Origin of the sequence: Paenibacillus sp. NPDC058071 (assembly GCF_042885235.1) — a bacterium.
Classification (GTDB): Bacteria; Bacillota; Bacilli; order Paenibacillales; family Paenibacillaceae; genus Pristimantibacillus.
Window position 1 is genome coordinate 350,141 of record NZ_JBHVSK010000002.1, and the last position, 21,700, is coordinate 371,840.

Sequence of the window (21,700 nt, forward strand, 5' to 3'; positions counted from 1 at the left end):
CCTCTCAACCGAAATATAGGCGAAAATGATTATAACTTATTACGGACATTCGTTACATATGTTTCTTTCATTTGCAGATATTTGTATAGGTGCGCCTGCTTAGAATGCTAAAAGGGCCGGAACCTTCGCAGCGAAGATTCCGGCCTCATCCTTGCCATTATTCTTGTTAATCGCTGTGTACGCATGCCACGACGATCCGGTTTCCATCCGGATCCAGTAAAGCAACCTCGCTTAAATCGTCAAAGCGCTGAGGCTCTGCAGCGAGTTGGAAGCCATTGTCGCGAATATGCTCGAGCGCCTGATCAAAATCGTCCGTTTCAAAATAAAACAGCTCGGTGAACGATTCGCCTTTCAAATAACGATTCGCATCCAGTAGTATAGCTGCACCCGATTCCACCGGTATCGAGTAGAGTGGCTGTTCAGCAGACTGTTCTTCGTACGGAAGTTCGAATAAATGGGAATACCACTCTGCGGCGACCTTCGTATGCTTAACGTCGAGAAATATGCCGCCGATTCGTTTAATCGGACTTAGTCCGGTCAACGTCTCTTCGTCTTCTCCCTTGTTCCAGCACACCATAACGGCGTTGCCGTCCGGGTCCCGGAAGCTGAAGAAGGCCAAGGATTCGTAACGTTCCGGTTCGAAGAAAACTTCGGCCCGCTCCGCTACACGGCGATAAGCCTCATCGATATCGGTCGCCGGCAGCATACACCTAGGCTTCATCTCTTCCCGCCATTGCGGATTATTTCGATTGTTGGCATTAGAATCGAGGACCAGATGCGCGCCTTCCAGCTCCAGCCAATAAACAGGACCGTTATTCAGCCGTTCTTCCTTCAGCGGCAGTCCCAGCAACCGGCTGTACCATTCAGCCGACCGGCGCAAATCAGCGACGTGAACAAAGGCGCTAACCGTGCGATTCACGATCGGCGAGGGACTCGCAGGCTGAATCGGAAACCAAATATCCATAATCGAACTGGAAACATTGTTGCCTTTATAGCGTCTATCGTAAAACTCAAAGCTGATTCCGCCATCGCGCGGCACATACCCCGACTCTGGCAGCCACTCCTCCCAAAAGAAGCGGTAGGCTTCGCCGATATCGTCAATTACCCCTTGTCTCGTGACGACGCAATAGAGGCCGCCGGGAAGCGTCAGCCTCTCCATCCCATCCGGTACTAGGCCAGGACGGCTGACCTTGACTGCCGCTACGTAATCGATCGGACCGTCAGGCGAATCCCCTTCTCGACACACGCTGGCGCCGTATCCTCCGCCGACTGCATATTCGACCTCTCCCGCCCTCTCGTTGAATCGATCCCATAATCGGGCGACAACATTCTGCGAAGGCTTAACGGGGGCTGACGGATCATACCGCACCTTCTCCCCGACAACTTGTATGGATTCTTTCCATACAGTCTTCGCTTCCATAACGCGAGTCCCTTTAGCCAACCTCAATCGTCTCCTTTTCCGATACCCGAATAATAGCGTTAACTCGTGGTGTCAGAAATCCCAATATCTAGATCATATAGAACATATGTTCTTTTTGTCAATTATTTTCTATTAGCCATACCTTCAACTGACTGCCTTTGTAAAAAAAGAAGAAAAGCCCCGTCGACGGAGCTTTTCTGGCTCCAAATCGAAATCAGTTCTTGACATGAAGCGAGGGGAAAAGCTGCGTGTCCTTTCCCTTCCGTAAGATGGTTGTGCGATCAACTCGCCTCAATCGATCCACAAGACAAGCTTGTGAAAGGAGTGCTTTAATGGTTCACAATGGACAGCAGCGTGATCGTATCCATCAAGCGGTCCATTCTGACCGTTAGAGCAAAAAACAAAGCACATTCCCTTTCTTTAAGGACACTAGTGACCGTTAGAAGATGATTGCACGCTATTCTCCGCCCTTATCCCTTGCTTAGGGACAATAATGTCCCTAAGCGAGCCGAAATTTCGAATAATCGGCGCTAACGGTCACTACTGTCCATTAACTAGGCTCCAAACCGAAGTCAGTGCCTGACTTTAAATGAGGAGAAGCGCTGCGGGGCAGAGAGTTCTTCGTTGCTCTCCCCTTGTCAGTTGAACACTGATCCTCATCCTTGCTAAGATGAGACCGGCACAATTGCTGCAATACTACAAAGGCTTCCAGCCTACATACCACCCGTTCTTCGGTAATGCCGGTCTGCTTTTAACGCAAAGCCCAGATAAAGCACAATCGTCGCCGGCAAGAACAGCCAGATCGCTCCTCTAAACAAGGCGAACGGCGTCTCGAATAGAAACGCTCCCCAAAATCCCGCTCCTGTCTTCTCCCACAGGCCCGGCGTGAAATAAAGGGCTTTCGGATTGACATAAGCTGCGCCTTCGATCATCCCGGTCCAGATCATCACAGCGAAAATGGGAATATAGAGGAGTGCAAGGAGCAAATACATATGGGAGACCCGCTTGTAGCGGCCGGCTTTCGAGCCCTCGTCCGAGAATATATGCTCGTCTTTGGAACCATTTTGCATCGGACGCCTTCTAAAGTATTGATACCCCGAATCCTTACCGCCTGCGGCGTGCTCCCACCCGCTATCTTCGAACAAAGCCCGGTAATCCTCGTAGGCGCTGCGGCTCTTGAACTTGCGGTAATCGATTCGGATATTTGCGTTCTCAGGGTCGGCAAGCTCGAATCGATACCCCAACTGCTTTCCAGTCAACTTATATCCGTTTCGAGCCATTTCATTTAACCACTGCTCTTCCTTCTCAAACTTTGTGAAAAAACGATACTTCCTCATATTCTCCCTCCTTCTCCTTATAACAGTGAATTCGCAATCGCAATCCTATGCTTCAAACGCTCCAGATCACGCACGAGGATTTCCTTTCCCTTGCCGGTAATCGCATATACTTTTCGCCGGCCGTCGCTGCTTTCCACAGGCTCGATCCACTTCAGCTTAAGCAAATTATCAATCGCACCATACAGCGTTCCCGCGGCCATTCGCACGCGCCCGTCGCTCAATTCCTCGACTTTCTGCATAATTAAATAACCGTGAGCCGGCTCGATCAGAGCGAGCAAAATATAAGACACCGTCTCCGTCAGGGGCAAATGCTTGTCGTTCATGATGGGATTCTCCTCCCTATTCCTATTTCAGTTATTAGATTTTATATAGTTTAACTATATAGTTAGACTATATACAGTTAGACTGTATAATGCAATAGCTTTCTTAAAATGATTTGACCATTTTTTTACACGGAATTATTATAAAAGGATAATATATCCAATAAAGGAGCATTTGCACCATGCCTTTCACACCGCCCTTAGCCGATATGCGGCAGCCGGCTCCCTCGGATCTTAACTCCGACTGCAGCAGTTGCTTCGGATTATGCTGCGTTGCACTGCCTTATGCCGCATCTTCCGACTTCGCGTTGGACAAGCCAGCGGGCCAACCCTGTTCCCATTTAAAGACCGATTTCCGATGCTCCGTTCATACCGACTTGAGGAAGATCGGTTATCGCGGCTGCACCGTATACGATTGCTTTGGAGCCGGTCAGAAGGTTTCGCTGCGCACCTTCGAAGGTACTGACTGGAGAAATTGTCCTGACATCGCGACTTCTATGTTCACGGTTTTTCCGGTTATGAGACAACTGCATGAGCTGCTGTGGTATATGAGAGAAGCGATCGGGCTGAGCGCCGCAGCGCCGGTTCGCGAGGAGCTGACAAGGATGACGCATGAGGTGGAGACGCTGACCGAATTGCCTCCTGAATCGATCATGCGTTTGGATGTCGCAACCCATCGTGCAGAAATCAATGTCCTACTCACTGAAGCGAGCGAATTGGCAAGGGCCGCTGCGCGAGCGGAGGCGGAAGCGGCCACCGGGCGCAAGCGCCATGTACGTCACGGCCGCGGCGCGGACTTCATCGGCGCGAAGCTCGGCAGAGCCGACTTCAGCTTTGGCAACCTGCGCGGCGCCTATCTGATCGCCGCCGACTTGCGAGGCGCTGCGTTTAGTTTCACCGATCTAACTGGCGCTGACTTGCGTGACGCTGATTTGCGCGGCGCCGACTTGGCCGATACGCTCTTTCTGACCCAAATGCAGCTGAATGCCGCTGTTGGCGACAAATTCACTCGCATTCCGGCCGCCTTGTCCCGACCCATGCACTGGCGATGAAACGATCGCATCCCAATGCGTCCAGCAGTTGCCTATGAGACGCTCAATAAATAAAAATGACCGGAGATCACGCGCGATCTCCGGTCATTTTTATTTATAAACTAATGTGCATATCGCGAAATAGTCGCTTGCAGGACGGAAGCGACATGCTGCGGCCCGCGGGCAAAATCGTTATCCGAAAGGGTCAACCGGACGAAGGTTTCATCCATGTCCAGCGCCTCCGCGAACCTGCTGAACAAGCCCGTTGCCTTCCGGTCGATTTGCAGCAGCATATTGAGCTCGGAGCCCCGATTGTGCAAGAAAATCAGCTCAAGCTCGTCAAGCCGTCCCCGATAGGCTCCCGAATAAGGAACAAACTCGAACTCTTGAACAAAAGGCGACTGCGGTCCGCCCAGCTTCGGCGCATACATCGTCTCCGCTTCTTTCAAACGGAAGCCGAGCGATTCGATCGCCTGCCATACCATCCCCATTTCTGGAGACATTCTGACCTCGATGTGATCGTTGTCGGTCGGATCCGCCGCTGCGCGAATATCGGCCGTCGTCTTAATCCATGTCGGCGTTTTGCCGATCGTAAGCGGAGTTTGGGAAGGAAGTCGGAATTGAAATGCAATCTCTTGCGTTTCATTAGCCCGAATAACGACGGGAGGAGTAACGCGGAAGCGGCTGAGCTCCACAAGCTCTTTTACTTTGGAATCGTTCACCTCTTTGAAGTAATAACTCATAATCGATAGGCTAATCCCCTCGATTCGCTGCTCTACTGATCCGCCTTGAATACGGACGATTCCCTGAATGTCCTCACCCGGGTAATAAACCGTTTTTTCCAGCAGCGTGTCTACCTTCGCAGAGCCGATCCCGATACTGGCCATCATTCGATTAAACAATGACATTGCTTCTCTCTCCTTCGTCGCGACGAATATATCACCCCAGAAACGATCCCGATAGGGAACGTTTCTGCGATTCCAATGTTCATACGGGCGTGACTCAGGATCGGTTTCCGAATCAGGCTGCAAATAGAGAAATTTTTACTAGAAAGCAAGGAAATGAATTCTACTTTTTTCCTATGGCCTGGCCCATCCTATTATGCTATCGTCTATTGTTGACACCACAGCTAAGAGAGAGGACTGAATAGAATGAACAAGCTTAAAGGAACGCTGATGCTGGCACTCGCCTTTTTCCTGACGCTTTCGCTATTTGCGCCGGCAGCGAAGGCTGCTGAGGCTTCTCCGTTGGATCTGTATTTTCCGGCGGATATCGAAGAGCATTGGGCTTATCCGGAATTGGACAATTTCATTAATGCTGATTTGTTAAAGGGCTATGTGGAAGCTGACGGAACGGTGAAAGTGAAGCCGAACAACCCGATCAGCCGCGCCGAATTTGTCGCCATTCTCGTACGCGTACTAGATCTGCGCGCCGATGGCGAGGGTAAAACTTTCGCCGATGTCGAAGCAGGGAAATGGTATACGGAGCCGGTTCGCATCGCCAGCGAGCTTGGTATCGTGAACGGCGTCAGCGACACGAAATTCGGCACGAACCAATCGATTACGCGCGGTGAAATTGCAACGCTGGTCGTAAGGGCTTTCGAATCATCCGTCGTTTTCGCCGGAGATGCCAAAACCTTCACAGACGTACCCAATTACTTTGCTGCACCGTTTATCGAGAAAGCAAGCAGAGCCGGCATCGTGCAAGGCAGCACTGCCACGACGTTCCAGCCGTTCGCTAATGCGAAGCGCGCCGAAGCGGTCGTTATGATCCAACGCGCACTTGATTTGCAAAAGAACGATTTGCCGGAAGACAGCGCGCTGACGCAAATCATTCTCGATGTCGAAGCGCAGGAGCTCGAGCTTATTAACAAGAAAGCATTCGACCAGTTGGCCGCTTTTTACGCGAAATCCCATACGGGCTATTACCAAGCTCTATCGGCCGCATATGCCGAAGACCTAACAGCTCTGGTAGGCGAGGGCTACTCGCTTCAGATGGAGCGGGCAACCGAACAAAAACTGACCGTCCTTGATAAAACGGAACGCTTCGCCGTCGTGGAATCGACTGGCGGCAGCTACCGCGTCACAACGACGGACGCCGCCGGCACTGAGCCGGTTACTGAAACACAATCGAATGCAGGCGTCTATCTGCTTAAAAAAATGGCGGATGGCGGATGGAAAATTTACGCGTATTATGAAAATGAATAGATAAATCAGAGGAGGCCGTTTCGGGGGATGAAAGAACATCCCTCGAAACGGTCTTTTATAGGGAGGAAGTTTGTAATCGAATTGGTGGTCGTTCTTATGATTGATAAGGCTTCGTCTTTCTTTTGCCGGATAAAAGAGCCCTCGCTTGCCGCAGTCCTTGCAGCAACCAGTACCCCAGCACTCCCCCTGCCGTATTCAGAATAAGGTCGTCAACGTCAAAGCTCCCGACCGCACCCAGCAGTTGAAGGCATTCCAGCAATAGGCTGAAAAGAAAAGATGCCGCGGCGATTCGGAGCGCCCGAAATTGACTTGGCAGCAGCAATGGCAGCAGGTAACCAAACGGCATGAAAGCAGCAACGTTGCCCACCACATTGTAAAAGGCAACAAACCGATTCGAATGATGCGCGATGTAATTCCAAATCGTTCTGAACGGGATGAAGTTGCTTATGTACTGAATTCCACGGCTAAGTCGCTCAACATTCACATCCGCCAAGCGCTCGACGAACGCGTGCGGCGTAATGCCCCGAAATAATACGAGCTTAAGCAGCAAATAAAGATAAATCAGAAACAAAAGAAATGCCGTCACTCTGAAAATGAAACTTACTCTAGCTGTATCCTTTGCCAAAAAACGCTCTCCCTTGCTTCGCCAAAATTGAAACTCTATCAAAGCATAAGTCGTCTATTAAGACGGAACACAAAAGGAAAATGTTGCATATTGTTGCTTAATAGAAAGAGATTTCACTTCATTCAGGAGGGCCGAATCATGGAAATCAAATGGCTGGAATGGGCCAAGCAAATTCAAGCAATTTCCCAATCGGGGCTTGCTTACGTCAAAGATCCGTACGACAAGGAACGGTATGAACAATTGCGGGCTTTAAGCGTCGAGATGCTTTCGCATTATACAACGGCGGACACAGAGCAAATCCGGCTAGCGTTTGCCTCTGACAGAGGTTATGCTACGCCTAAGGTCGATGTTCGGGCAGTCGTTTTTCAAGACGACAAGCTGTTGTTCGTAAAGGAACGGTCGGACGGAGCGTGGGCGCTGCCTGGCGGATGGGCCGACATCGGCTACACTCCTGCCGAAGTAGCGGTCAAAGAGGTGAAGGAAGAGTCGGGCTACGATACGGAGGCGCTTCGGCTGCTCGCCGTCTTCGATAAGAAGCGGCATGATCACCCTCCCGATCCCTTTCACGTCTACAAGATCTTCATCCTTTGCCGTCTCGTAGGCGGTCAGGCTCAAACAAGCATCGAGACAAGCGAGGTCGGCTTCTTTGGCGAAGACCAACTGCCAGAGCTGTCTGCCTCACGCAATACGGAAGCGCAGATTCGTTTGATGTTCGATTATTATAAAAATCCGGGGATACCAGTGGCATTCGATTGACAGCAGCCGATCGGCGGGTGCGGATTAATGACCGCTGATCGATGACAACTGATCAATGATTGCTGATCGTTGACTACCGATCAATGACTGCTGATCTGCTGATCGACAGCCCGATGCACCGAATACAAAGAAGTCCGGCCTCTTTTGGCCGGACTTCTTTGTATGAATCCCATATCTTTCTCTGGCTCAAGTTTTAAATCAGTGCTTGACGAAGAAGTAGGGAAAAGCGAAGGGGCAGAGGGATTCTGGAGAAACGAAGTGGTCGCTTTTAAAGCATGATTCCTACCTCAAATATTTGTAAAATAAAGGAATCAGGCTTTAATGGCGATCGCAAGAACCCTCTGACCCGCAGCGCTTATCCTCTCTTCAAGTCACCCGTTGATTTCAGTTTCGAGCCTTTTTCTCTATTTCACCAATTGGAAACTTAACGCTTCGGCATCGCGGCTATTCGCCCCGACAAACAGCTGGAATTCTCCCTCGTCGCTTTCATAGCTGAGATCGGAGTGATAGTAGCGCAGCTGCTCCTCGCCAAGCTCGAACGCAACCGAAACCGTTTCGCCCGGCGCAAGCTTGATTTTCCGGAACGCCTTCAATTCCTTAACTGGACGGACAACCTCGCCCGCTACGTCGCGAACGTAAAGCTGAACGACCTCTTCGCCCGCCGTCTCGCCGGTATTGGTGACATCGACCGTTACGGTTAGCGTCTCGCCCGGACGGATCGTCTCGGCGGACAATGCCGCCTTCGCATATGTGAAGGTTGTATAACCAAGGCCGAAGCCGAACGGCAAGAGCGGATCATTCGGCATATCCAAATATTTGGACACGTACCGCTGATCGGCATTCTCCGGCGTGAGCGGGCGGCCCGTATTGTAGTGATTGTAGTACACCGGAATCTGTCCCACCGCATACGGGAAGGACATGGTTAGGCGGCCGGATGGCGCGCTGTCTCCGTACAGCAAATCCGCGATGGCGTTGCCGCCTTCTGTCCCCGGGAACCATGCGACCAGCACAGCGTCAACTTCGTCGATAACGCCATGCAGATCAAGCGGCCGGCCGTTGAACAGAACGGCTGCCATCGGCTTGCCAAGCGGCTTCAGCCGAGCGATCAAATCGAGCTGCGCCTTTGGCAGACGAATGTCGCCGCGGCTGCCCGCTTCCCCGCTCATCTCGGACGACTCGCCTAATGCAAGCACGATAATATCCGCTTCGCGGGCCGCTTGAAGCGCCTCTTCCAGTTGTTCTTCGCTGCCAGACTCCACATCGCAGCCTTTCGCAACACGAAGCAGCGAAGACTCCGTCTTAGTCAGCATTCCATTGTACAATTGCGCGGCTTCCTCCCGCTTGCCCCATAGCGACCAAGGTCCGAGAATGTCGCCGCTCTGCGCGAAAGGTCCGATCAGCGCCGTCTTTTGTCCGCTGCGCAGCGGCAGCACGCCTTCGTTTTTCAGCAGCACGGCCGATTTGACCGCCGCCTCGCGCGCGACTGCGCGATGCTCGCCGCTCAGAATGACTTCCTCCTCTCGCTCCTCGTCCGCACCGCGATACGGATTGTCGAACAATCCAAGCTTCTCCTTCAAACGGAGCACGCGCAGCACCGACTCATCGATCAGCGCTTCGTCTACTTTCCCTTCCTCGACCAGTCTCTTCAGATCGAGCACATACAGAGGCGTCATCATTTCGATATCGACGCCCGCTTCGATGGCCTTGCGCGCCGCTTCCGCGCCGTCCGCTGCCGCACCGTGAGCGATCATTTCCTGAACCGCTCCCCAGTCCGAGATCAGCACGCCGCCAAAGCCCCACTCCTCGCGCAGCACTTTGCGCATGAGCCAGCGATTGCCTGTCGCCGGAACGCCGTCGACCGTGTTGAACGCGGTCATAACCAATTCCGAGCCCGCATCGACAGCCTCTTTATACGCCGGCAAATACGATTCCCGCAGCTGCCGCTCCGACATATTGACCGTGTTGTAGTCGCGTCCGCCCTCAGCCGCGCCATAAGCGGCCAAATGCTTCACGCAAGCGGCGATCCGGTCGGTATCCGCCGACAAATCCTCGCCTTGGAAGCCGCGAACAAATGCGCGCGCATACTCGCCGTTCAAGTAAGGGTCCTCTCCCGTCGATTCGACAACCCGGCCCCAGCGCGGATCGCGAACGAGATCGACCATGGGAGCAAAGGTAACGTGGAGACCCGTTACAGCAGATTCTTTAGCAGCGGCTTCAGCCGTCCGCTCGGCAAGATTCATATCCCACGAGCTGGCAAGACCCAGCGACACTGGGAAAATGGTGCGGTAACCATGGATAATATCCGCCATCAACAGAAGCGGAATGCCCAGCCGGTTTCTTTTCAAATGCTGCTCTTGAATAGCTTTCGTTTCTTTCGCGCCGACGGCGCTCAGTACGGAGCCAATGTTATGAATAATATCCTCGGACAGGCCCAACGCGGCCAACGGCCCCGTCAGATTAGCCTCTGTATCGGTCAGAAAATCAGGCGTCACTTGAATGAGCTGCGCGATTTTCTCGTCAATCGTCATCTGCGACAGCAATTCGGTAATCGATCGTTTGGTCACTGTTTGTATCCCTCCATTGCAAATAGACAAGCTTATCCATTTATTATACTGAACGTTTCGAGCAACAAATAGAACGGAGGTTGGCTAAAAATTATACGATCTTGTTTTTATTGGAATTTAATTTCCTCCTTGGGCACCATAAAGCTTTCGATAAGCGGTCGGCGTCATCCCTTCGTGCTCCATAAAACGCTTATTGAAATAGCTCACGCTGGGATAACCGGCCTCTTCTGCAATTTGACCCACGGTGACATCCTTTCTTTCGAGCAACCACTGCTTGGCCAGTTGAAGACGGCATCGTGTGACGAACGCCATCGGAGTCATTCTTGTCGCATTTTTGAACAGCTTGCAAAAATAATACGGCGTCACGCCGATCCGATCGGCCCATTCCTCTAACAAGAAGGGTTTGGCCGCTTCCTGCTGCATAATCGGCAGCAGCTCCATAATGCGGTCGCTTGAAGCTCCGCTTTTTCCTTCTCGAAGCGGCGAAGCGTGCTCGACAAAGATGGTCACTAACGCGTACGTCAGCATAGACAGCCGCCCGGGATGAAGCATCCGGTGAGCCTCCGCTTCAGCGAGCAGCTCCTCATGCGCATCGATTAGGGCCGGCAGCTGACGAAGCGTCCACAGCGGGCTTTTGTGCAAGCCTTGCTCGATCAAGTACTCGGTAAGCCCGCCGCCCCCGTAGAAATGAATCCAGCGAATGTCCCATGGCTCGTCCTTGCTGCTGTAATAACGCTGCTTTTGCAGCGGAAAATAGAGAACGGCCTGTCCGGCGGAAAGCTCATGAATGACCCCGTCCAGTTCCACGAATCCTTTCCCCGAAACGACGAAATGAATATTGAAATTATTAAGCGCTCCCGCTTCCCTCGTCACTTCATGCTCGGGAAAATTGAAGTAATTTCCAATCGATTCGGGGAAGCAAAAGTACAGCGAATGCGGAAGGGTGAGCAATAGGCTTTGACGCTGCAAGGCGATCACCTCAATGACAATATTGTTTTAATGATATGCAAAATAATATCATTTTATTTTCTTTTCCCATAGCCTATAATCGCAATATCATCATATCTTAACCAAATGAAGCGGAGGGTGAACCATGAGCAAAAAGCTGAAATGGGGCATTATGGGCTGCGCCGGCATCGCCAAGCGAGCCGTTATTCCGGGGCTGCAGCTATCCGAACTGAACGAAGCGTATGCCATTGCAAGCCGAGATTTGGATCATGCAAAAAAGACGGCTGAGGAGCTCGGTATTCCCGTTGCGTACGGGAGCTATGAAGCACTGCTGGCCGACAGCTCAATCGACGTTATCTATATTCCACTCCCCAACCATCTTCACAAAGAATGGGCGATCAAAGCCATTCAAGCGGGCAAGCCCGTTTTATGCGAAAAACCGTTAGCGCTGAATGAACGCGAAGCGGCCGAAATGGCCGAGGCGGCCGCGCAAGCCGGCGTGCTGCTGGCTGAGGCGTTCATGTACCGCTATCATCCTCGCTACGCGAAGGTGAAGAAGCTCATCGACTCTGGCGCAATCGGCGAGGTGCGCGGCATCCGAAGCGCCTTCACGTTCAACAATGCGGGGGACAGCGCCAACGTCCGTTATCGCAAAGACTGGGGAGGCGGCTCGCTTTACGACGTCGGCTGCTACCCGATCAACGCGGCTAGACTGCTGCTCGGCAGGGAGCCGGAAGCGGCGACGGTAAACGCCTTGTTCTCCCCGGATCATGACGATGTCGATATGATGGCATCCGGGCTGATCGAGTTCGGCGGCGGCGTATCGCTTACATTCGACTGCGGCATGTGGGCCGAATTCCGCAATCCGCTGGAGGTGCTTGGCACGAACGGCATCATCGAGCTGCCATCCGCTTTCGTCACCCCGACGGCCGAAAGCGCGGCGGTTATTCTCTCTGCGAACGGCAAACGACAAGAAATCGAAGTCCCTCATGTTAACGCCTACACCGAGCAGGCCGATCAGATTGCCCGCGCTATTACGACCGGAACGCCGCTTGCCTACTCGGTCTCCGACGCAGTGCTTAATATGAAAGTCATTGACGCTTGTCTCTTGTCGGCGCGCGAACATACAAGAGTCGTTCTGTAACCGATTAACTATTTTGCCTATTCGACCAGCGTACAAAGGAGGATACATGCTATGGAATACTTGACGATAAAGGGATTAAGCAAACCGGTCTCCCGTCTAATGAAAGGTTCGGATTATTTCTACCATGACAGCTACGACCGGGCTGCCGCCAACTTGGACGCATTCTTCGCAGCCGGCGGCAACTCGATCGATACCGCCCATATTTATTGTGGGGGACAAAGCGAGGAAGTCATCGGGCGTTATATGAAAGAACGGGGCAACCGTGAGGATTGGGTCATTCTGACGAAAGGCGCCCATCATGACCAGACGGGACCTCGCGTCAACAAGGAAGCCATTCGCAGCGATCTTGCGGACAGCTTGGCGCGGCTGCAAATGGACTCCATCGACATGTACGCGCTGCACCGCGACGATCCGGCCGTTCCTGTCGGTGAAATCATCGAAGCGCTGAACGAGCATATCGCTTCCGGTGCGATAAAGGCGATTGGCGTGTCCAACTGGACTTGGCAGCGCATTCGGGAAGCGAATGCGTACGCCGCTGAGAATGGCTTGACCGGATTTTCGTTCAACAGCCCGAACCTCAGCCTTGCCAAAGCGAACGAGCCGTTCTGGGCAGGCTGCGTCTCGGCCGACGAAGAAACATGCGGCTGGCATGAAGCAGAGCAATTTCCGTTGTTGTCATGGTCCTCGCAAGCGAGAGGCTTCTTTACCGGCCGATTCACGCCGGAAGATCGCAGCAACGCCGATCTTGTCCGCGTCTTTTACAGCGATGACAACTGGGAGCGGCTTGAGCGGGCGAAACAGTTGGCTGAACGGAAGAACGCGACCGCCATTCAGATCGCGCTTGCTTACGTCTTGAACCAGCCCTTCCCGACATGCGCGCTAATCGGCGCGCAGTCGGCGGATGAGCTTCGTTCCTGCAATGAAGGCGCGTTGATCCAGTTGACCCGCGAAGAGATGAATTGGCTCGATCTGAGCGTCGATCGGATTTAAGACCGATCCATCCAGCTAAGACAGCAAACTGAAAACGCGAGGCCCGTCTCTTGGAAGACGAGGCTCGCGTTTTCAGCTTTGGCAAAGTGCTTTTTATGACCGGCGCTTCTCGACCGTTTGCTTTATCAGTTGGTTTGCGTAAACGGCCACCGCCCCGCACAAAACGCCCTGAAGAATCGATTCCGGCATAAATCCTCGCAGCAAACAGACAAATACGATTCCGATAATCGCCACCAGATAAACGATAAGCCAGTCGGCAACCAGTGGAGTCTGCTTAAAAGCATATCCGGATACCCAGCATGCCGCCAGAACAATAAACAATTCAGGATCAACGAGATGAATAATAACTTCCCAATCCATTCTCTATCTCCTCCTTATAGGTTTAAGCCGCGTTCGCGGCCGCTAATAACTGCATTAATGAATGCCAATTCCGAAGCGGTCATCGTTTTGTTTTGCGCTTTGACAGCCCACTCTTCCCCGATGATTTTCCGATCGGCCGCATCCTTCAAATATCGTTGAAGCATGGGCCAAGCCCAGCTTTCTAGCTTCATTGCCATATTTTCATCCTCCTTAGACTCGGGAATAGCCGGTGCAGGGGGAGCCGCCGGCGCAGCCGCTCGCTAACCGCCCTTCTGAATCTTTCAAACTCCGAAGGCTTCTTAACCCACGGCAAAGGGCAATCCTTCCACCCTACAACGCCTTTATGCGTAAATATGACTTCCGGAAACTCTTTTACTTTAACGAGATACGCCACTAGGTCTGCGGCATTGCGAAATGTATCCTCGTGTATGCTGCCGTCCTTCTCGATGCACATTTCAATGCCAATCGTCGTATTGTTCGGATACGATCCCAGCTTGTCCAACGCTTCCTTTGTGTAACTGGTGCTTCCGCAATGGTACGCCCGTTCGTTTATTGGAATGCTTTGGATAATCGTGAAACGGTCGACGCTATAATGCGCTCCCGCATATCGATTTTTAGCAGAATCGTTAGGATTTTGATGTCGCAGATTGCTAAAGTATCGTCCAATGTTAGCCGCAGGCGCTCCAGGGCTTGCCGTATAATGCATAACGATACCCTTTTTGGCTTTCAATTTGCCCCCGTCCCGACTGAACGGATTGATGGGTATCAAATCGACAGTAATCGAAATCACCCCGGCGTCCTCCCTTCATCCAAACGCTTTTCCAGCTCGGCAATTCTTGAGAGAGCCTTTAAATAATCGATTTCCAACTCGGCATACTTGTCCTTCCACTCCCTAAGCTGATCTTCGACGTCCAAGGAGCGAACTCTCCACATCGCCACTTCATCCCTAAGCTGCTTGATCTCAGAACGCAGCTCTTCGCGTATTTCCTTTGCCGTTTGCCTATCACTGACATACAGTTCCTTCGAGTTGTTGTTTTTGTTTTGTCTGTAATTGAACGCAGCAGTCGCAATAACCCCTGCGAGACTCACCAAACTTACGATAACGCCAACTTCCATGGTCTCGCCCCTTCGTTTGCAGTCTATTCGTTATAAGTAGAGTAGACTGTAACCCGTAAATCCTCTCTCAAAAATAGACTTCGTTCTCGTCGATTTCCTCCCAAAAACCGCGGTCTATATCCGCGCGCATATAGACGTCTTTATTCCGTTCTCCCGCGCGATTCTTCTTGAGCGTCAGCTTAAACGCTTGGTCCAGCTTGCGAATCGTAATGACGCGTGTTGCTTTCTGCGCAGGATGATCGGACTCTTGTATATCTTCCAGCTCCGGCGTCGCCTTTTCATTCTTATGCGCTTCCTTCGCGGCCCCCCGGCCTGCTTGAGCAAGATTTAACACAGGCACCCCTAAGCTTTTATTCGCTTCCCGGATAGCCGATGACACCTTAACAATTCTCCTCCGGATGTCAGACTCTCCGGTTCCGTCCATAATGTCGTAAAGCTGATCGATAACCATAAATGCCGGCCGTTCGGATTCCATCACGGATCGGATGTCTTGAACAGTGATGGACCGGTCTCCGAACGTTTCGGTCGTGATGATCTTGAAGCTTCCATCTCTTTTGGACAACTCGTCCAAATATTCACGATATAGAGTGTGATCGGACAACTTCCCCTCATTTAAGCCGCGATTAGAGAAATGCCCCTTCATGGAATCCAGCCGGTAGCTGATCTCTGCTTCCGGCATTTCCGTCGAAATATAGATAACAGGGGCGTTCAGACCGGCAGCCTGTACGGATTGCCATACTTGATAGGCGAAAAACGATCCGATTAACGATTTCCCCTCACCCATACGTCCCGCCAGCAAAATATTATCATCGTTTCTAATTCCGCCTGTAGCCTCGTCCAACGCCCTAATACCGTAGCTATAGCCCGCCAGGCCGGAACGTTTGTGCGTTTTCATGTAGCGCTCGTACCGCTCCTGCGCATCGCTCGCCCAATCGTATACCGACTGCAATCCCGGCATATCGTATCCTTTTAGCAGCGTCTCGAGTTCAGTTCGCATTTTGCGCATCTGATCGATCGTATCGGCTCCTTCATTCAGGCTATTGCCGACCTCTACGTACAGCGGACGAAAATCCATATAGGCTCTCTGTTCTTTCAAGCTGTTGACCAAGTAAGGCTCCGGATCCAAGTCCCGCAAAATTTGAAAATCTTCGTGCTCTGTAGCAGCCAATTCAATAGTAGGAAGCTGCCCGGTGCTGTCGCGAAAACGCTCGATCCACTCGACAATGTCCCGCAGAACGATGAAATAACTGCGATCCATACCTAACTTTTGAAGATAAGCAGGCTCTTTCTTCGTTAGCCAATAATTAATAAGCTGCAGCTCTTCAATCATAGTCCGAGCCTCCTGTCTCTTCCGCCCAGCTCGATTCCAGCAGCCTTGTTGACTAGCCGGGATATAATTCTGGCACCCAGTCGATGTTCTTCTCGCAGCTCCGATGCTCTGTAGTTGGAAGTGACAATTGTCGAGAGGCGTTTATTCATCCGGTGATTCAAAATTAAAATAGTTTGTTCCCTCGAGAAGTCGGTCATTGTTCCGGCTCCAATATCGTCGAGCAGCAGCAGCGGAACGTTTTTCACCCGGTCGATCTTTCGCTCCAACTCCTCGTCGTCACGGCGATAGCGCAGATCGTGAATCAGCTCTGGGTAAAAAACAAATAGCGACAATGGGCGCTCATAATCGAATCGCTCTGTCATGCATGTTTTATAGATGTAAGCATGAAGAAGGCATGAGGCAAAAAACGTTTTGCCCGTCCCGGTTTTTGATCCGAACACGAAAAAGTTTCTTCCCTGGTCAACGTCGCTGACAATGCCGTTCACCATTTCCTTCAAGCTTTCGTAAGCTGCGACGTTATGATCGTCGACCTGAAACCGAAACAGGTTGGCTTCGCTATAGTTATCCGGTATATCAGCCAGACGCAAAGCCTGATCGAGGCTGTACTTGCCGCGGCACCATTGCTCGAAGCCATTTCTCGGCTTAATTGCACCGCTGTATACTTTACAGAAGGGCGTTGCGATACAATCTTCACATTCTTTATAAGGCTTCATCGCTCATCCCTTTTCCCGAATATTTCATCGTATTCATGTCCGCCGCCGATATTTGTTCCTGAAACAACATGAGGCTTAACCATTGATCGATTTCTGCCATACCTGCCGTTTAGAAACGTTCGGACTCGCTTCGTATTTCGTTTCTCTAACAGTGACAAACCTTTTGCTGTTTGAGCGGGTACTACTCGAACGGTATTGTTTGTTGCGATCAATTCTTGCTTGTTCCTTAAGTCAGCGGTGGTTGCACCGGACACCGTCCGGCCAGCGATCCCCCGCTCGCGGAAGTAGTGCGCGAACCAAGGAGCAATGCGGTCGGCATCATAAGTGTTATAGTGACCGTTTGATGAACGGATAAATTTTTTATATGCAGCCATCGCTGGATAAAAATCGTCCGGTTTTACCCCCAACTCCTCTTTCACGCGATGGATGAGCTCGGAATGGACAATGCAGGGGACTGTCCTGAGCTCCGCAATGTGGTATAACAGAGGCTTATTGACGCCTAGCGACTCGCAGTGAATGAGTCCCGACTCTCGAAGCTCCTTCATATATTTGTCCATGGAAGATCTGCTCCAGCCCAGCTCTAGCCGCAAAATCGATTGGCTCGGGTGGCAGTTTCTTTTATCCCCCCAGGCGTAATCACATATATTGTGGTACAGCTGCTTCGCCTCGGCGCTCAGGAAGTAGCAGCGGTTTATTTTCAAATACGACAGCGTATGTCCGCGATTCACGCCAAAGTTGTAAATAAAGTCTTGCTCCGTACTTAAAAACCGCGATTCGAAATGGCCGTTGTCCATCCCGCTCCATCCCCTCTCCGTATTCTTATACGGTATTGCTTGCATTGATTTAACGATCAAAAAAAAAGAAAAGCCCTTGATAGAGCTTTTCTGATAGAGCTTTTCTTTTACTATATTTATGCAATATGATTAATACCAGGTAAGTCCTAGCGCCTGAATGACCAGCCCCTGCTTGTCCGTTTCGATTTTCAATCGAATCTGATTGCCTTCCGGGAGATCGTCCAGTCTAACGAGTACATCCGGGACAATCGGTTTCCAAGTCCCCCCGTCATCGCGAGAAATGAAATACGCAAACGAATCCTTGGTCTCTAAGGTTAGAAGAGCCGTTGTCGGCGGAATATCAGTCTGTTCAGCTTTCGTTACGACTGTGCACGTTTGGGATGGTGAACTGTTCGATAGTAGCCGTCCGTTCAGAATATCCATTCCGATGAGATTGGAAAAGCCGGAAGCGTCGTTCAAATCGTCGATCCACACATTTTTCATACCGTACCGAGTTGCCTTCGTAATAGCCGCCAGTCTGAAATTGGTCTGCATGAGCGCTATTTGAAGATCAGAAACATCCTTGGCCATTAGCGTGTTATAGCTGACGACGGAGTACGACTTGATCATAGGCGGCTTAGTTCCGTCGACTGGATAGCTCATGACTGCGCGCAGCCGAAAATCATTGCCTGTCTTGTTCAAAAAGCTAATCTTCTCGCCGAGGTTTACCGAAACCCATGAAACGCCTCCGTCGTTGCTCAGAAACCACTCAATCTTTCCCCCACCCGACAGATCCTGCTCAGCATGAAGGATAGCGGCCGATATCGTACTGGCCGATGGCAGCTTAGCACTCTGGAATACTTGCTCAGTCGCTCCAAAACCGTCTGCATTCCCGGTCGAAAAGCTATAGCTATGCAAAGTCGGGCCGAAATAGGGAACCTGTGCGCTAAATCGCCATTTTAATTTAATTCTCCGACCAGGAGAAGGGAAATCAATTGCATCCCCTAAAGGTGCTGTTAGCCAGGAAGCTCCTCCGTCATTCGAAACAAGGGCAGTCAATTGCGACGATGCCATCTGATAGTCCGCTCTTTCAATCGAGAAGTTCGTTCCGAACTTTTGCGTTTCATACACGACGATCAGGTTGCCATCGCCTCCCGTGCCAATGTAAGCGCGCATTTTTCCGCTTACGTCCGCGTTAACGGCAGCATCTTTAATAATCAAGCTGTCGTTCGCGGCGTCGATTACCGAATAGTTAATGCTAGGAATAACAGCGCTCTTCTTCATAGATCCGTAAACTAAATAATAGGCGCCGTTTCTATAAGCTCCTCTTACATTAACCGACATCGTTCCGACTGCCTCGCTATATCCCGTAAAGCGAGTCTCCCCGTTTGCTTGTCTGAACGTAATCCGAAACAATTCTCTCGTGTTGGAGTTGAGACCGAAAACATTGATACAATCAAGAGCCGGGTCATAATGGGACCAGGTTGGAGACGATACCATATTCGTAGAAGCAAATGTCCTTACTGCGGCGGATGCGCCAGTGGAGGTTAATGTTATAGCATACAGGCCTCCATTGGAACCAGTACCATTATTGACGGTGTATAGCGCCCGAAGAACCCCTCTTTTTGAATCATTTATGAGTGAGAGCGACATTACGTACATGTTTGTCGAAACCGATTTAATGTCCATGTAGACGGCCTCATCGCTTGAGAACGCACAATAGTAATAATAATAACTCTGATACGACCATACAAACCATATTCGTCCGTCATTGTCCATTTCAATATCGCAGGATCTGAAATTATAAGATGCATTGTTCAAAAGCGATAATTGACCGGTTCCATCCGGTAAGATCACTAGCTTAAAGATGGCTCCATAGCCGTTCGATCTATGAGCAGGAACGACCGCCCATATTTTGTTGTCAATATCGACAACGGCCTGTATCGAGGCGGCGGGGGAGTTAGTAGGAAATGTATGCGTACCCATTGCAGATGCAGAAACAGCCAGTTTATCTACAACAACTTGACCGCTTTTATCCGTCGCTCTTGCCCTTATTCCAATTCCTTGCTCGAACCATATTTCCCATGTCCGCTGGGCCCTGTCCGTTACAATGGCTGGATAATATTGAGGAACAGATTCTACGGAAACGCGCTTATAAGACGAGAAATTCATGGTACTGAGATGTGTCGCGGAAGCCTCAACCCGAATAAAATCGGCATTTTCAGGCACTTCAAACTCTCTACTCATTAAAACTCCGTCAGTTTGATCGTTTGACAGCGATGCAGCGCCCTTAACGGTGTCCACCTCTATAAATAAAGAATCATTCAGCTGCAAGTGATCGGTCGACGAGAAGCTTTCTGTAAATGTGTCGTCTCGGTTTACTCGCACATAACCAGTTCCGACAACCGCCGTCGTATTGGCAACATCCACTCTGTTGCTGGTCTTAAAATCCTCCGCGAAAGGTACAGCCACCGTACTTAGTGAACTCTCCAGTTCCTTTACCCGATGATCCAAGTCTGAGCCTGAACCAGTCCCGTTATCCAGTCGGGCATCCAACGAATCGAAAGGCTCTCTTGCTTCCCCTATTTCCTTCTCCAATAAGGCAATTCGCTGCTCCAGCGACGAAGTGTTGCTTACAGGGAACGGAATTAGCGAGTTATCGTCATACCATTGAACGGCAAAATCGTCGACCTGTGCTCCTGACACCAGATTAATGCGGAATCGGAGCTGCAAGCCCGCTTGCCCGCTCGTATCCAGCACACGGTCCGTCTCAACGTTCTTTAGCCATGTTGCTCCATCGTCAAACGAAATGTCATAAGTTGCGCCGCCTGTAGGACCCGAACTAATAAGCATCGCTAGCGGTGTACGGCTTAACGGGATCGTTTTTGTTACGGCCTGTGATACTGTTTTCTCATTTGTCAATTTTAGTGATAACGATATTTCATTTAAACAGGCTCCCCATGTGCCACTATTCGTCATATCTAGCCTGTAGTAACTGTACGGCGTATCTCCAAGCAAATTGGTCATGGCGACTCTTTTCCCTGCCGGATTAATCGCATTTGTGTTCGTAAGCGTCTCAGAAGCTTTTACATAACTAATACCATCAGTTGAAGCATACCACGTCAGAGAACTGGCATAAGAATCGGAGCGAGCGAAAGGCACTACAAAAAATTGGTCAACGGCAATAGCCCTGCTAAAATGCATTTTAATAGTCGGCTTAGTTTCTCCAGCTTGAAGCCAATAGCTGGTACTTAGGGGATTGCCGTCAAATAACGAAGGAAAGCTGTATCCACTGTAAATCGATGAGGCCGTAGCTGTTAAAACCGCTCCTCCCAGTTGATCAATCGTTGCAGAAGGAAATTGCAGTCCATATTTCAAAGCATTGACCGGTGTACCCCCCGAGAGGGAAAGCTCGGCTGTTCTCATTAAAGTACCGTTACGGATTGCCGCAAAGTTTGAAAGCTCCCAAAACTTTGTATCGTTGAAAGCTTCGACAAAAGTATTTCGCTCAATATATGCCGGAAGGCTTTCGATAGCTGCCAGATCGGTTCTGCTCTTCAAGCTATGAAGAACGGTATTAAGATCAATTGAACTGCCTCCGCTGCTTCCTCCTGGGAGGCCGCCCCCCTCTTTCGGAATTGCATCTAGACGAGCGTCCAGCGTTGGATACATGTCCCGCGCCTGCACGATTTCCTGTTCCAAGTCGCTCAGTTTTTTCTTGAATTCCGTAGAAATTGTGCCTGCATCGATACGCTCCTGCAAAGTACCAAAGCTCCCTCTGGCGTTAGCAATCTCGTTGGTTATATCTCCTATTGATTGCGCATATTCTGTCATTCTGCCGTCTAAACTGACGTAATTTCCACGCGCTTCGTCAATCTCTTCGATTGCATGATCGATTCTTTCATGCGTGTAGCGTCCTTTGTTAGCCAGTTCGTTGTGGTCCTTCCAAACACCTGTGCCAGCTCGTTTAAATGAAATAGACAAAGCTTGTCCCCTCCTATCGGATTCCTAGTATATAAATAACTCACATTTATCAAACTTATATACGAAATACAGGAATACAAAT

Annotated in this window: 20 protein-coding genes; 5 read left to right on the top strand and 15 right to left on the bottom strand. The window is 50.7% G+C overall.

All coding sequences use genetic code 11. The features are described from left to right. Positions 1 to 166: 166 nt before the first annotated feature. The 3 genes from ACFVTB_RS04400 to ACFVTB_RS04410 all read right to left on the bottom strand — a co-directional run bounded on the left by ACFVTB_RS04400 (position 167) and on the right by ACFVTB_RS04410 (position 3,080). On the bottom strand, positions 167 to 1,441 hold the full coding sequence (locus ACFVTB_RS04400) for a GyrI-like domain-containing protein (RefSeq protein WP_387745739.1): 1,275 nt from the start codon (positions 1,439 to 1,441) through the stop codon (positions 167 to 169). A gap of 692 nt (positions 1,442 to 2,133) precedes the next feature. Further along, the gene (locus ACFVTB_RS04405; protein ID WP_387745742.1) at positions 2,134 to 2,757 is read right to left on the bottom strand and encodes a DUF2812 domain-containing protein; all 624 of its coding nucleotides are present in this window, start codon (positions 2,755 to 2,757) and stop codon (positions 2,134 to 2,136) included. A gap of 17 nt (positions 2,758 to 2,774) precedes the next feature. After that, on the bottom strand, positions 2,775 to 3,080 hold the full coding sequence (locus ACFVTB_RS04410; RefSeq protein WP_387745745.1) for a PadR family transcriptional regulator: 306 nt from the start codon (positions 3,078 to 3,080) through the stop codon (positions 2,775 to 2,777). 179 nt (positions 3,081 to 3,259) lie between these two features. Between ACFVTB_RS04410 and ACFVTB_RS04415 the strand changes: the two genes are divergently transcribed. After that, positions 3,260 to 4,129, top strand: coding sequence for a pentapeptide repeat-containing protein (locus ACFVTB_RS04415; protein WP_387745748.1), 870 nt, complete (start codon positions 3,260 to 3,262; stop codon positions 4,127 to 4,129). Between the two features lie 101 nt (positions 4,130 to 4,230). Here the strand turns inward: ACFVTB_RS04415 and ACFVTB_RS04420 are convergent, their stop codons facing one another. Further along, entirely contained in the window at positions 4,231 to 5,016 is a 786-nt protein-coding gene (locus ACFVTB_RS04420; protein ID WP_387745751.1) for a sporulation protein, read from the bottom strand. Positions 5,017 to 5,259: 243 nt separating this feature from the next. Here ACFVTB_RS04420 and ACFVTB_RS04425 point away from each other — a divergent pair, with 243 nt between their 5' ends. Then, on the top strand, positions 5,260 to 6,315 hold the full coding sequence (locus tag ACFVTB_RS04425; RefSeq protein ID WP_387745754.1) for an S-layer homology domain-containing protein: 1,056 nt from the start codon (positions 5,260 to 5,262) through the stop codon (positions 6,313 to 6,315). Between the two features lie 94 nt (positions 6,316 to 6,409). Here the strand turns inward: ACFVTB_RS04425 and ACFVTB_RS04430 are convergent, their stop codons facing one another. Beyond that, entirely contained in the window at positions 6,410 to 6,940 is a 531-nt protein-coding gene (locus tag ACFVTB_RS04430; protein WP_387745757.1) for a VanZ family protein, read from the bottom strand. 138 nt (positions 6,941 to 7,078) lie between these two features. On the opposite strand from ACFVTB_RS04430, the gene ACFVTB_RS04435 reads away from it, so the two are divergent. After that, entirely contained in the window at positions 7,079 to 7,696 is a 618-nt protein-coding gene (locus tag ACFVTB_RS04435; protein ID WP_387745760.1) for an NUDIX hydrolase, read from the top strand. Positions 7,697 to 8,100: 404 nt separating this feature from the next. On the opposite strand, the gene ACFVTB_RS04440 is transcribed toward ACFVTB_RS04435, so the two are convergent. Then, positions 8,101 to 10,260, bottom strand: coding sequence for a glycoside hydrolase family 3 N-terminal domain-containing protein (locus tag ACFVTB_RS04440; protein ID WP_387745763.1), 2,160 nt, complete (start codon positions 10,258 to 10,260; stop codon positions 8,101 to 8,103). A gap of 117 nt (positions 10,261 to 10,377) precedes the next feature. Next, a complete protein-coding gene (locus tag ACFVTB_RS04445; RefSeq protein WP_387745766.1) occupies positions 10,378 to 11,229 on the bottom strand; it encodes a helix-turn-helix transcriptional regulator in 852 nt (283 codons plus the stop codon). Between the two features lie 124 nt (positions 11,230 to 11,353). Between ACFVTB_RS04445 and ACFVTB_RS04450 the strand changes: the two genes are divergently transcribed. Then, a complete protein-coding gene (locus tag ACFVTB_RS04450) occupies positions 11,354 to 12,352 on the top strand; it encodes a Gfo/Idh/MocA family protein (RefSeq protein ID WP_387745769.1) in 999 nt (332 codons plus the stop codon). Positions 12,353 to 12,403: 51 nt separating this feature from the next. Further along, positions 12,404 to 13,342, top strand: a complete 939-nt coding sequence (locus ACFVTB_RS04455; RefSeq protein ID WP_387745772.1) for an aldo/keto reductase — start codon at positions 12,404 to 12,406, stop codon at positions 13,340 to 13,342. Between the two features lie 93 nt (positions 13,343 to 13,435). On the opposite strand, the gene ACFVTB_RS04460 is transcribed toward ACFVTB_RS04455, so the two are convergent. The 8 genes from ACFVTB_RS04460 to ACFVTB_RS04495 form a co-directional block, all read right to left on the bottom strand. Next, complete coding sequence (locus tag ACFVTB_RS04460; RefSeq protein WP_387745775.1) at positions 13,436 to 13,702, bottom strand: phage holin family protein; 267 nt, start codon at positions 13,700 to 13,702, stop codon at positions 13,436 to 13,438. Between the two features lie 14 nt (positions 13,703 to 13,716). After that, on the bottom strand, positions 13,717 to 13,899 hold the full coding sequence (locus tag ACFVTB_RS04465) for a hypothetical protein (protein WP_387745778.1): 183 nt from the start codon (positions 13,897 to 13,899) through the stop codon (positions 13,717 to 13,719). After that, positions 13,890 to 14,492 carry a peptidoglycan recognition protein family protein gene (locus ACFVTB_RS04470; RefSeq protein ID WP_387745781.1) on the bottom strand — a complete coding sequence of 201 codons (603 nt, stop codon included), beginning with the start codon at positions 14,490 to 14,492 and terminating at the stop codon, positions 13,890 to 13,892. The genes ACFVTB_RS04465 and ACFVTB_RS04470 overlap by 10 nt, the downstream gene beginning before the upstream one ends. After that, entirely contained in the window at positions 14,489 to 14,818 is a 330-nt protein-coding gene (locus tag ACFVTB_RS04475) for a hypothetical protein (protein WP_387745784.1), read from the bottom strand. The genes ACFVTB_RS04470 and ACFVTB_RS04475 overlap by 4 nt, the downstream gene beginning before the upstream one ends. Positions 14,819 to 14,885: 67 nt before the next feature. Continuing rightward, positions 14,886 to 16,148, bottom strand: a complete 1,263-nt coding sequence (locus ACFVTB_RS04480) for a DnaB-like helicase C-terminal domain-containing protein (RefSeq protein ID WP_387745787.1) — start codon at positions 16,146 to 16,148, stop codon at positions 14,886 to 14,888. Next, positions 16,145 to 16,861, bottom strand: coding sequence for an ATP-binding protein (locus ACFVTB_RS04485; protein WP_387745790.1), 717 nt, complete (start codon positions 16,859 to 16,861; stop codon positions 16,145 to 16,147). The genes ACFVTB_RS04480 and ACFVTB_RS04485 overlap by 4 nt, the downstream gene beginning before the upstream one ends. Further along, positions 16,858 to 17,655, bottom strand: coding sequence for a helix-turn-helix domain-containing protein (locus ACFVTB_RS04490; RefSeq protein WP_387745792.1), 798 nt, complete (start codon positions 17,653 to 17,655; stop codon positions 16,858 to 16,860). The genes ACFVTB_RS04485 and ACFVTB_RS04490 overlap by 4 nt, the downstream gene beginning before the upstream one ends. A 129-nt stretch (positions 17,656 to 17,784) precedes the next feature. Next, entirely contained in the window at positions 17,785 to 21,618 is a 3,834-nt protein-coding gene (locus ACFVTB_RS04495) for a hypothetical protein (RefSeq protein ID WP_387745794.1), read from the bottom strand. Between the last annotated feature and the right edge of the window lie 82 nt (positions 21,619 to 21,700).